At 63.3% G+C, this 12392-nt stretch carries 10 protein-coding genes; 7 read left to right on the top strand and 3 right to left on the bottom strand.

The window, feature by feature from the left end; genetic code table 11:
* Positions 1-88: 88 nt before the first annotated feature.
* The 3 genes from dnaQ to HU752_RS10470 form a co-directional block, all read right to left on the bottom strand.
* Positions 89-832, bottom strand: a complete 744-nt coding sequence (dnaQ, locus tag HU752_RS10480; protein WP_186681709.1) for a DNA polymerase III subunit epsilon — start codon at positions 830-832, stop codon at positions 89-91.
* Positions 825-1277 carry a ribonuclease HI gene (gene rnhA, locus HU752_RS10475; protein WP_186681711.1) on the bottom strand — a complete coding sequence of 151 codons (453 nt, stop codon included), beginning with the start codon at positions 1275-1277 and terminating at the stop codon, positions 825-827. The genes dnaQ and rnhA overlap by 8 nt, the downstream gene beginning before the upstream one ends.
* 117 nt (positions 1278-1394) lie before the next feature.
* The gene (locus HU752_RS10470; protein ID WP_186681713.1) at positions 1395-2153 is read right to left on the bottom strand and encodes a class I SAM-dependent methyltransferase; all 759 of its coding nucleotides are present in this window, start codon (positions 2151-2153) and stop codon (positions 1395-1397) included.
* A 74-nt stretch (positions 2154-2227) separates the two neighbouring features.
* On the opposite strand from HU752_RS10470, the gene gloB reads away from it, so the two are divergent.
* From gloB to HU752_RS10435, 7 genes are all read left to right on the top strand, one after another.
* Positions 2228-3007 (top strand): hydroxyacylglutathione hydrolase, encoded by a 780-nt coding sequence (gene gloB / locus HU752_RS10465; RefSeq protein WP_186681715.1) that lies wholly within the window; start codon positions 2228-2230, stop codon positions 3005-3007.
* A 100-nt stretch (positions 3008-3107) separates the two neighbouring features.
* Positions 3108-4520, top strand: a complete 1413-nt coding sequence (locus HU752_RS10460; RefSeq protein ID WP_186681717.1) for a LysM peptidoglycan-binding domain-containing protein — start codon at positions 3108-3110, stop codon at positions 4518-4520.
* Between the two features lie 296 nt (positions 4521-4816).
* Positions 4817-6646: an extracellular solute-binding protein gene (locus tag HU752_RS10455; RefSeq protein ID WP_186681719.1), complete on the top strand. Its 1830-nt coding sequence runs from the start codon at positions 4817-4819 to the stop codon at positions 6644-6646.
* A complete protein-coding gene (locus HU752_RS10450) occupies positions 6643-8490 on the top strand; it encodes an extracellular solute-binding protein (RefSeq protein ID WP_186681720.1) in 1848 nt (615 codons plus the stop codon). Before HU752_RS10455 ends, HU752_RS10450 begins: the two co-directional genes overlap by 4 nt.
* Before the next feature lies 1 nt (position 8491).
* Positions 8492-9565 carry a microcin C ABC transporter permease YejB gene (locus tag HU752_RS10445; RefSeq protein WP_186681722.1) on the top strand — a complete coding sequence of 358 codons (1074 nt, stop codon included), beginning with the start codon at positions 8492-8494 and terminating at the stop codon, positions 9563-9565.
* A gap of 1 nt (position 9566) precedes the next feature.
* A complete protein-coding gene (locus HU752_RS10440; protein ID WP_186681724.1) occupies positions 9567-10586 on the top strand; it encodes an ABC transporter permease in 1020 nt (339 codons plus the stop codon).
* A gap of 1 nt (position 10587) precedes the next feature.
* A complete protein-coding gene (locus tag HU752_RS10435; RefSeq protein WP_186681725.1) occupies positions 10588-12198 on the top strand; it encodes an ABC transporter ATP-binding protein in 1611 nt (536 codons plus the stop codon).
* Positions 12199-12392 lie beyond the last annotated feature (194 nt).

Below are 12392 nucleotides of genomic sequence, written 5' to 3'. Positions count from 1 at the left end.
ACCGTCCGTCTGTTCCTTCAGGGTAGAAGCTGTTTGTCCTACATGTGAAGCAGAAACAAGAGAAACGAGACCTCTTGTAACAAACAGCCTACTGCGCCGCGGCTTCGGCCAATTGCGTCCAGAGCGCGGGACCACCGGCGGACTTGGCAATGATCTCCAGGCGCGCCTGATGCTCGGCCAGCTCGCTTTCGCTGGCGCGGATGATCCGGCCTGGCTTGCGCTCGGCCGACAGCCGACGGATTTCACTGGCCTGGCCGGCCCCACCTTCACCGGCACCGTCGCCGGTGTTGCCGGCCAGCGACAGGCTGGTCTGGCCACCGGTCATGGTCAGGTAGACGTCGGCGAGAATCTCCGAGTCGAGCAAGGCGCCGTGCAGTTCACGACCGGAGTTGTCGACACCGTAGCGCTTGCACAGGGCATCGAGGCTGTTGCGCTGGCCCGGGTGGCGTTCCCGAGCCATCAACAGGGTATCGAGGATGCTGCAATGCTGGCTGATATCGGCGCGGTCATGCTGGCCCAACAGCGCGAATTCGTTGTTGATGAAACCAACGTCGAACGCCGCGTTGTGGATGATCAGTTGCGAGCCCTTGATGAACTCGAAGAACTCGTCGGCCACCTCGCCGAAGCGCGGCTTGCCGATCAGAAACTGGTCGGTGATGCCGTGGACGCCGATCGCACCCTCGTCGCTTTCGCGATCCGGTTGCAGGTAGACATGGAAATGCCGTCCGGTCAGGCGACGGCCGATGATTTCGACGCAACCGATCTCGATGATCCGGTGGCCGTCGGTCACCGGCATACCGGTGGTTTCGGTATCGAGTACCACACTACGCATGCTTGATTCCCCGCACTTCATCCACGCCACGATTGGCCAGTTGGTCGGCACGTTCGTTGCCCGGATGGCCGACGTGTCCGCGTACCCATTTCCACTTCACGGTATGGCGGTTGACCTGCTCGTCGAGCAGCTGCCACAGGTCGGCATTTTTCACCGGTTCCTTGGCCGCGGTTTTCCAACCGCGCTTCTTCCAGTTGGTCATCCACTCGGTGATGCCTTTCATCACGTACTGGGAGTCGGTCACCAGCAGCACTTCGCATGGCCGCTTGAGTTCCTCCAGGCCACGAATCGCGCCCAGCAGTTCCATGCGGTTGTTGGTGGTGTTGGCTTCGCCGCCCCAGAGTTCCTTCTCGACGCCCTTGAAGACCAGCAGTGCGCCCCAGCCGCCCGGGCCGGGGTTGCCCTTGCAGGCGCCATCGGTGAAGAGTTCAACGGTATCGCTCATTACAACCTTTCCATCGAAAAATGCCCTGTGGGCCATCGGCGACTGGCCGATGGCGCCCGGGGCCGGTCATGCCGGCCCGCTAAAAAACTGTCCAGGTGCGCGGTGAAACCTGCCGCGTCAGGGTTCGCTGGGCCGCCGGTTGACCTTGGCCAGCGGCAGCGGTACCAGCTTGCCAACCGGCTCGCGTCGCACCTGCTGGACCGGCCGCAGCCCGATCATGATCTTGCGGGCGACCAGGAGATAGAAGCCGCCGCCCGCCAATTGCCAGCGACCGGCAACCTGCTCCCAGCCCGCCAGCCGCGTCTGCCAGGCGGGTGAAGCCAGCGGCGGACGATAGCACCCGAAGCGACGTTTCTCCAGCGCAAAGCCCAGCAGGTTGAGCCAGTCGGCGACCCGTGAAGGCGAAATGCAACGGGCCTGGCGCAGCGCGTCGTGGGCGAACACACGCCGCAGTCCCCAGGCGCTCCAGGGGTTGATCCCGACGATCAGCAGGTGCCCGCCAGGCCGTACGCTGGCCGCCGCCTCGCGCAACAGTCCGTGGGGCGACAGGCAGAAATCCAGCCCGTGCTGCAGCACCACGACATCCGCGGCGTGCTCGCTCAATGGCCACGCCCGTTCGTCGCAAACGATTTCGACCCCTGGCAACGGCGCCCCCAGGCGCACATTGCGGCGCACCTGCTGCGCCTGTGGCGGGGTCTCGGCGGACGGCCCGTAATGGACCAGGTAACCGCCGAAATAACGCTCGAGTTCCTCGTCGAGCATGCGCCGTTCCTCGTCGAGCAGCAGCTGCCCCAACGGCCCGGACAGCCAGTCGCGGGCCGCGCTGATCAGTGCCAGCCAGTCAGGATCGGCCTGAGCGAACGCTTTATCGGTCATTGCTTGCTCCAACTCGCCATGAGCCATACCAGCCTCTAAGATGCGCCAATGTTTTCCGCTTGGCGACCTCCAACATGATACAGATCGATGCACTGCCCGCCTTCACCGACAACTATATCTGGCTGCTGCGCGACGACGCACGGCAGCGCTGCGCGGTGGTCGACCCGGGCGACGCGGCACCGGTGCTGGCCTGGCTGGAGGCACATCCGGGCTGGCGGCTGGACGACATTCTGGTCACCCACCACCATCACGACCATGTCGGCGGTGTCGAGCGCCTGAAACAGGCCACCGGCGCCCGCGTGCTCGGCCCGGCCAACGAGAAGATCCCGGCACGGGACGTGGCCCTGCAGGACAATGACCGGGTCAATGTGCTCGACCTGGAGTTCCAGGTATTCGCCGTACCCGGGCACACCCTGGGGCATATTGCCTTCTATCAGGCGGATGAACAGGCCCCCCTGCTGTTCTGCGGCGACACGCTGTTCGCCGCCGGCTGCGGGCGCCTGTTCGAAGGCACGCCCGAACAGATGCATGCTTCCCTGAGTCGCCTGGCAGCCTTGCCGGCCCACACCGCCGTGCACTGCACCCATGAATACACGCTGGGCAACCTGCGCTTCGCCCAGGCTGTCGAGCCCGATAATCCGGAAATCGCCGCACGACTGGAACAGGTCGGCCAGTGGCGTGCCGACGGGCGGATCAGCCTGCCCTCGAACCTGGCCCTGGAACTGCGCACCAACCCGTTCCTGCGAGTAGGGGAAACATCTGTTAAAGAAAAAGCGGACGAACGGAACGGCCGCGACAATCAGTCGCCAAGTGAGGTTTTTGCTGCGCTGCGAGCCTGGAAGGACACCTTCTGAAGCCGGGGCGCGGTCGGCTCGAAACGGCTCAAGAGTTGACCGCACCCTGAGCGCTTTCTAGAATCGCCCGACATTTTTGCCCGGAAACACCTTCCAGCCAATGTCGTCACCTAACCGCAAACCCCTCAATTCAGGCACATTGACGCGATTGGCTCAGGCTGTCGCCGTGGCTGTGTCCGCCACTTTGGCGGGTTGCCAGGGCTTCCACCATCCCTCGGACAACGGCAACGACCCAACGCCGAACCTGAACGCGCGGATCAAGCAGAAGCCCATTTGGGTCGGTGAAAAAGCCAACCCGACGCCGCCACAGGATGTCTGGGAACGCATGCGCCAGGGCTTCAAGCTGCAGGATGGCCTGGGCGTGAACCCTCGCATCGAGCAGCAGCGCCTGTGGTTCGCCAGCAACCCGTCGTTCCTGGAAAACGCCAGTGAACGCGGCACCCTTTATATCCACTACATCGTCGAGCGTCTCGAAGAGCGCAACATGCCGCTGGAACTGGCCCTGTTGCCGGTCATCGAGAGCGCCTACAACCCGATGGCCTACTCCCGCGCCGATGCGGTCGGTCTGTGGCAGTTCATCCCGTCCACCGGGCGCAATTTCAACCTGCGCCAGGACCGTTTCTACGATGGACGCCGTGATATCACCGCCTCGACCATCGCCGCGCTGAACTACCTGACCCGCCTGCACGACATGTTCAACGGCGACTGGCTGCTGGCCATGGCCGCCTACAACGCCGGCGAAGGCACCGTCAGCCGGGCCATCGAGCGTAACGAAAAGCTCGGCCTGCCCACCGACTACTGGAACCTGCCACTGCCGCAGGAAACCCGCGACTACGTGCCCAAGCTGCTGGCCCTGTCGCAGGTGGTGATGTCGCCGGAAGCCTATGGCGTGAACCTCAACCCGATCGCCAACGAACCCTACTTCGCCAGCGTCGAGGTCAACCAGCCACTGGACCTCTCGCGGGTCGCCGCGCTGGCAGAAATCGACGAAGACGAAATGATCCAGTTGAACCCGGCCTACAAGCAGAAGGCGACCCTCGACGGGCCGCAGCACCTGCTGGTACCGAGTTCCAAGGCACAGTTGCTGACCACCAGCCTGTCGAACCTCAAGCCAGAGGAACTGGTGAGCATGCGGCCCAAGAAGCCGGTGTTCGAGAATGTCGCCAGCAACGGACCGGCTCGCCTGAGCCGCCGCTACAAGGTCAGGAACGGCGACAGCCTGTCGTCGATCGCCAAGGCCAACAAGGTCGACGTCAAGGAACTGCAACGCTGGAACAAACTGTCCGGACACAAGCTGAAGGTCGGCCAGACCCTGGTCATGCAGGACAACGTCCGCGCGCCGGTCAGCAAGAAATCGGCTGCACCCACCACCTATAAGGTGCAGAAGGGCGACTCCCTTTATATTGTCGCCAAGCGTTTCAACGTTGAGATGCAGCACCTCAAACGTCTCAACCCTCGCACCGGCCAGGCTCTCAAGCCAGGGCAGATCCTCACGGTCTCCCAGCCACGCTGATCCTCCTCGCCCAAACACTCCTGCACCGTGGCCTCTGACCGGCACACAGACGGTGGGAACCGGACTCATCCGCGAACAGGCCCTTGAATGCACCAAGAGCTTCGCGGCAGTCCGGCGCCCCATCGCCGGCTCCCGCTGACAGCCGGACAGCGCCGCACGGAGGTTTGCGAAGAGCCGGCCATGGCTAATAGCCAGCAAGTCCGCTCCTACAAAGGCTGCGGCCTTTTTCCTGTCGATACAAGCTGTTAAGGTAAGATCCATATAGCCCAAGCAGTCTGGATCGGATCCCTGAGCTGATGCGTCCCCTCCTTCCGTTGTTCATCAGCCTGGCCTTGAGCTTTCCCGCAAGCGCGACGATCAGCGAAAGCCACGGTTACGCGCAGTTCGGTACGCTCAAGTACCCCGCCAAGTTCACCCACTTCGACTGGGTCAACGCCGACGCGCCCAAGGGAGGCACCTTGCGGGTCATGGCCTTCGGCACCTTCGACACGCTCAACCCCTACACCTTCAAGGGCACCAGCCCGGTGTCGACGCCGAACTTCCTGCAGTACGGCGTGAACGAACTGAACGAAACACTGATGGTCGGAACCGGGCAGTACGCGCCGTCCGGCGACGAGCCCACCTCCAGTTACGGCTTGATCGCACAATCGGTGGAGTACAGCGAAGATCGCAGCTGGGTCGTGTTCAATCTACGCCCCGAAGCGCGCTTTCACGATGGCACGCCGATCACCGCCTATGACGTGGCGTTTTCCTATCGCCTCCTGCTCAAGGAGGGGCACCCGCAATACCGGACCAGCCTGCAGGAGGTGGCCCGGGTCGATGTGCTCGGACCGCAACGGGTACGCTTCGTCTTCAAGCGCTCGGGCAACCCGCTGCTGATCCTGCGCCTGGGCGAGCTGCCGGTGCTGCCGCAGCACTACTGGCAAGGCCGCGACTTCAAGGCGACGACCTTCGAACCACCGCTGGGCAGCGGGCCCTACCGAATCACCCAGGTTCAGCCCGGCCGGCAACTGGTATTCGAACGCGTGAAGAACTGGTGGGGCCAGAACCTGCCGGTCAATCGCGGCAAGTACAACTTCGACCGGGTCGAAGTCGAGTTCTACCGTGACAGCGATGTCGCCTTCGAGGCCTTCAAGGCTGGCGAATTCGACATCTACATCGAACACCAGGCGAAGAACTGGGCCAACGGCTACAACTTTCCTGCGGTCCTGCGCGGTGATGTGATCAAGGCCCAGATCGCCCACCAGATTCCGACGCAAACCCAGGGCCTGTTCATGAACACCCGCCGCAGCGCCTTCGCCCAGGACAAGGTGCGCGAAGCGATGGGCCTGATGTTCGATTTCGAGTGGACCAACCGCACCCTGTTCAACGGTGCCTACCAGCGTGCCACGAGCTTCTACCCCAACAGCGAGTTCTCCGCCAGCGGACTGCCCATCGGCCAGGAATGGCTGCTGCTCTCGCCTTACCGCGACCAGTTGCCGGCCGCGCTGTTCAGCCAACCCTATAGCCTGCCACGTACCGACGGGCGCGGCATTCCGCGTGAAACCCTGCGTCGGGCCCTCGGCCTGCTCGCCGAGGCCGGCTGGAAACTTGATGGCCAGCGGCTGTTGAACAGTGCCGGACAGTCGTTGCGCTTCGAAATCCTGCTGGTCAATCCGAACCTCGAACGGATCCTCCAGCCCTATGTCGAAAATCTCGCCAGCATTGGCGTCGACGCTCATCTGAGAACAGTGGATCGCGCCCAGTACAAACAGCGCCTCGACCAGTTCGACTTCGACATGATCCTGATGACCCTCGACCAGACACTCAGCCCCGGGCTGGAGCAATGGCAGTACTTCCACTCCAGCCAGGCCACCGTCAAGGGCAGCAAGAACTACGCCGGGGTCGCCAGCCCAGTGGTCGACCGCCTGCTCGAGGCACTGCTCGGCGCCCACTCGCGGGACGAACAACTGGCCGCCGGCCGCGCCCTGGACCGGGTGCTGCTGTGGCAGCACTACATGATTCCCAACTGGTACCTCAACTATCACCGCCTGGCCTACCGCAACCGGTTCGCCTTCGTCACCACGCCGCCATACACCCTGGGCCTGAGTGCCTGGTGGATGAAAGCTTCGGAGAAAGCCCAATGATGCCTTTGCGTGCCCTGCTGCTCTGTGCCGGTGGCCTGCTGTCGACCGGCATCGCCGGCCTGGCCGGCGCCGCTCCACAACATGCCCTGACCCTCTACGACGAACCGCCGAAATATCCCGCCGACTTCAAGCACGTCGACTTCGTCAATCCCGACGCCCCCAAGGGCGGCACCTTCCGCGAGTCGGCCTCGGGCAGCTTCGACAGCCTCAACCCGTTCATCAACAAGGGCGTACCGGCCGACGGTATCGGCATGATCTATGACACCCTGGCCCGCCAGGGCATGGACGAGCCGTTTACCGAATACGGGCTGGTCGCCGGCAAGATCGAGAAAGCCCCGGACAACAGCTGGGTGCGTTTCTACCTGAGACCCGAAGCACGCTTCCACGATGGCCATCCGATGCGTGCCGAAGACGTCGTGTTCAGCTTCGAGACCCTGATCAAGGACGGCGCCCCGCTCTACCGCGCCTATTACGCCGATGTCGCCGAGGTGGTCGCCGAAGACCCGCTGCGGGTGCTGTTCAAGTTCAAGCACACCAACAACCGCGAACTGCCGCTGATTCTTGGCCAGTTGCCGGTATTGCCCAAGCACTGGTGGGCCAGCCGGGACTTCAACAAGGGCAACCTGGAGTTCCCGCTCGGCAGCGGCCCGTACAAGCTGGCCGAGGTCAAGGCCGGCCGCTCGGTACGTTATGAGCGGGTGAAGGACTACTGGGCCAAGGACCTGCCGATCAACCGCGGGTTCTACAACTTCGACGTGATGACCACCGATTACTATCGTGACAGCAGCGTCGCCCTCGAAGCCCTCAAGGCCGGCCAGTTCGACTACTGGCTGGAAATGAGCGCGAAGAACTGGGCCAACGCCTACAACACTCCGGCCGTGGCCCAGGGGCGGCTGATCAAGGAACAGATTCCCAACGGCAACCCAACCGGCATGCAGGGCTTCGTCTACAACCTGCGCCGGCCGATGTTCCAGGACGTTCGCGTGCGCGAGGCGCTGAGCCTGCTGTTCGACTTCGAGTGGAGCAACAAGCAGTTGTTCAACGGCGCCTACACCCGCACCCGCAGTTACTTCGAGAACTCGGAGATGGCCGCCACCGGCCTGCCAGACAAGGCGCAGTTGGCGATCCTCGAACCGTTGCGTGGCAAGATCCCCGAGCAGGTATTCGACCAGGCCTACCAGCCATCGGTATGCGACGGCAGCGGGATGATCCGTAACCAGCAACGCCGCGCCTACCAACTGCTGCTTGAAGCCGGCTGGCATATCGTCGACGACAAGATGGTCGACACCGAAGGCAAGCCGGTGCGCATCGAGTTCCTGTTGGCCCAGACCGATTTCGAACGGGTGCTGCTGCCATTCAAGCGCAACCTGAGCGACCTGGGAATCGACCTGGTGATTCGCCGGGTCGACGTCTCCCAGTACATCAACCGGCTGCGCTCGCGGGACTTCGACATGGTCGTCGGCAGCTTCCCGCAGTCCAGTTCGCCCGGCAACGAACAACGTGAATTCTGGATGTCCGCCAGCGCCGACAAGCCCGGCAGTCGCAACTTCATGGGCCTCAAGGACCCGGCCGTGGACACCCTGGTGGAAGAGCTGATCAACGCCGACTCCCGGCAGAGCCTGGTCGACCATGCCCGGGCGCTGGACCGGGTCCTGCAGTGGGGCTTCTACGTGATCCCGAATTGGCACATCAAGACCTGGCGCATCGCCTACTGGGACCATGTCGCCCACCCGAAAATCTCGCCGACCTATGACGTCGGCACCTCCACCTGGTGGATAAAGCCGGACGCCAAGCCGGTGGCATCGCCGGAAAACACCAACGGCACAGGCGCGGGGCAACCATAAGATGCTGGCTTACATTTTTCGGCGACTGCTGCTGATCATCCCGACCCTGTTCGGCATCCTCCTGATCAACTTCGTGATCATCCAGGCCGCCCCGGGCGGTCCGGTGGAACAGATGATCGCCAAGCTCGAGGGTTTCGACGGCGCCACCAGCCGGATCGCCGGTGGCAGCGCGGAAGTCTCGGTAGCCGGCTCCAGCTATCGCGGCGCCCAGGGCCTCGACCCGGCACTGATCAAGGAAATCGAGCACATGTACGGCTTCGACAAATCGGCGCCGGAACGCCTGTGGATCATGATCAGGAACTACGCGACCCTGGATTTCGGTGACAGCTTCTTTCGCGATGCCAAGGTCATCGACCTGATCAAGGAGAAAATGCCGGTCTCGATCTCCCTCGGCCTGTGGAGCACGCTGATCATGTACCTGGTGTCGATCCCGCTGGGGATCGCCAAGGCGACCCGGCATGGCAGCCACTTCGATGTCTGGACCAGCTCGGCGATCATCGTCGGCTACGCGATCCCGGCGTTCCTGTTCGCCATCCTGCTGATCGTGGTATTCGCCGGTGGCAGCTACCTGGACTGGTTCCCGCTGCGCGGGCTGACTTCGGGCAACTTCGAGCAACTGAGCCTGTTCGGCAAGATCCGCGACTACTTCTGGCACCTGACCCTGCCCGTCACCGCGCTGGTGATCGGCAACTTCGCGACCATGACGCTGCTGACCAAGAACAGCTTCCTCGACGAGATCAACAAGCAGTACGTGATCACCGCCAAGGCCAAGGGCCTGACACAGCGCCGCGTGCTCTACGGCCACGTGTTCCGCAACGCGATGCTGCTGGTGATCGCCGGCTTTCCCGCGGCCTTCATCGGCATCTTCTTCACCGGCTCGCTGCTGGTGGAGGTGATCTTCTCCCTCGACGGCCTGGGGCTGATGAGCTTCGAAGCAGCGATCAACCGCGACTACCCGGTGGTCTTCGGCACCCTGTTCATCTTCACCCTGCTGGGCCTGGTGATGAAACTGATCGGCGACCTGACCTACACCCTGGTCGACCCACGCATCGACTTCGAACATCGGGAGCATTGAGATGCAGCTTTCCCCCCTCAATCGCCGACGTTTCGAGCGCTTCAAGGCCAACAAGCGCGGCTGGTGGTCCCTCTGGCTGTTCCTCGGCCTGTTCGTGATCAGCCTTGGCGCCGAACTGATTGCCAACGACAAGCCGCTGGTGGTGCACTACGACGGCGGCTGGTACTTTCCGGCGCTCAAGCGCTATCCGGAAACCACCTTCGGCGGTGAATTCCCACTGGAAGCCAACTACAAGAGCCCGTACATCCGCGAGCTAATGAAGGCCAAGGATGCCTGGGTGCTGTGGGCACCGATTCCCTTCAGCTACCAGAGCATCAACTACGACCTCAAGGTCCCGGCCCCCGCCCCGCCCTCGACGGACAACCTGCTGGGCACCGACGATCAGGGCCGCGATGTGCTGGCACGGGTGATCTACGGTTTCCGCGTCTCGGTGCTGTTCGCCCTGACCCTGACCCTGCTCAGCTCGATCATCGGCGTGGCCGCTGGCGCCCTGCAGGGGTTCTACGGTGGCTGGGTCGACCTGGCCGGCCAGCGTTTCCTGGAGATCTGGTCCGGCCTGCCGGTGCTCTACCTGCTGATCATCCTGGCCAGCTTCGTCCAGCCCAACTTCTGGTGGCTGCTGGGGATCATGCTGCTGTTCTCCTGGATGAGCCTGGTCGACGTGGTCCGCGCCGAATTCCTGCGTGGCCGCAACCTGGAGTACGTGCGAGCCGCACGGGCGCTGGGTATGCAGAACGGCGCCATCATGTTCCGGCATATCCTGCCCAACGCCATGGTCTCGACCATGACCTTCATGCCGTTCATTCTCACCGGCGCCATCGGCACCCTGACCGCCCTGGACTTCCTCGGCTTCGGCCTGCCGCCAGGCGCCCCATCGCTCGGCGAGCTGGTCGCGCAGGGCAAGTCCAACCTGCAGGCGCCCTGGCTGGGTATCAGCGCATTCGCCGTGCTGGCGATCATGCTCAGCCTGCTGGTGTTCATCGGCGAATCCGCCCGCGATGCCTTCGATCCGAGGAAATGACATGAATCAGGACAATCTGATCGAAATACGCGACCTCGCCGTCGAGTTCGTCGTCGGCGAGCAGCGCCAGCGGGTGGTCGAAAACGTCAGTTTCGATATCCGTCGCGGCGAGACCCTGGCCCTGGTCGGCGAAAGCGGCTCCGGCAAGTCGGTGACCGCGCACTCGATCCTGCGCCTGCTGCCCTACCCGCTGGCACACCACCCCAGCGGCAGCATCCAGTACGCCGGCCAGGACATGCTGACCCTCAAGGAAAAGACCCTGCGGCACATTCGCGGCAATCGGATCGCGATGATCTTCCAGGAGCCGATGACCTCGCTGAACCCGCTGCACTCGATCGAGAAGCAGATCAACGAGGTCCTCGCCATCCACAAGGGCCTGACCGGCAAGGTCGCCACCCGGCGCACCCTGGAGCTGCTGGAGCTGGTGGGCATACCCGAGCCGCACAAACGCCTCAAGGCACTGCCACACGAGCTCTCCGGCGGTCAGCGGCAGCGAGTCATGATCGCCATGGCCCTGGCCAACGAACCGGAACTGCTGATCGCCGACGAGCCGACCACCGCGCTGGACGTCACCGTGCAACTGAAGATCCTAGACCTGCTCAAGGAACTGCAGGCGCGCCTGGGCATGGCCCTGCTACTGATCAGCCACGATCTCAACCTGGTCCGACGGATCGCCCACCGGGTATGCGTGATGCAACAGGGACGCATCGTCGAGCAGGCTGACTGCGAGGCGTTGTTCAGCCAACCGCAACACCCCTACACCTGTGAACTGCTCAGTGCCGAACCGAGCGGCGAGCCGGCGGCCAACCCGGTGGGGACACCGCTGCTGGAAATCGAGGACCTGAAGGTCTGGTTCCCGATCCGCAAGGGCCTGCTGCGGCGCACCGTCGACCACGTCAAGGCAGTGGACGGCATCAACTTCAGCCTGCCCCAGGGCCAGACCCTGGGGATCGTCGGCGAGAGTGGTTCAGGCAAGTCGACCCTGGGCCTGGCGATCCTGCGGTTGATCGGCAGCCAGGGCGCCATCCGCTTCGAAGGCAAGGCACTGAACGAGCTGTCCCAGCAGCAGGTGCGGCCATTGCGGCGGGAAATGCAGGTGGTGTTCCAGGACCCGTTCGGCAGTCTCAGTCCACGCATGTGCGTCAGCGAGATCGTCGGCGAGGGCCTGCGCATCCACAAGATCGGCACCCCGGCCGAGCAGGAACAGGCGATCATCGCCGCCCTGAAGGAAGTCGGCCTCGATCCGCAGACCCGTCACCGCTATCCCCATGAGTTCTCCGGCGGACAGCGGCAGCGGATCGCCATCGCCCGGGCCCTGGTGCTCAAGCCGGCACTGATCCTGCTCGATGAGCCGACCTCGGCCCTGGACCGTACCGTCCAGCGCCAGGTGGTCGAGCTGCTGCGCTCGCTGCAGGTCAAGTACAACCTGACCTACCTGTTCATCAGCCACGACCTGGCGGTGGTCAAGGCGCTGAGTCATCAACTGATGGTGGTCAAGCACGGCCAGGTGGTCGAGCAAGGCGTCGCGCGGGAGATCTTCGAGGCGCCGCAACACCCTTACACGCGGCAACTGCTGAAGGCGGCGTTCCTTACACCCGAGAAGGCCTCTTAGGTCTGCCAGGACCTCTTCGCGGGCAAACCCTGCTCCTACAAGGCGGGTGCCGTTTGCGATATTGATACACGGCAAAATCTGTAGGAGCAGGGCTTGCCCGCGAAGGGATCGATCGCCTCAGCACAACCTCTGGATCGACAGAAGTAAAAAGGCCGCTCGATTGAGCGGCCTTCCTGTTTGCAGAACGGTATCAG

The sequence above is a fragment of the Pseudomonas vanderleydeniana genome, assembly GCF_014268755.2.
GTDB lineage: Bacteria > Pseudomonadota > Gammaproteobacteria > Pseudomonadales > Pseudomonadaceae > Aquipseudomonas > Aquipseudomonas vanderleydeniana.
The sequence above is the reverse complement of the archived record's forward strand: the minus strand, read 5'-3'. Positions and strand labels throughout refer to the sequence as shown.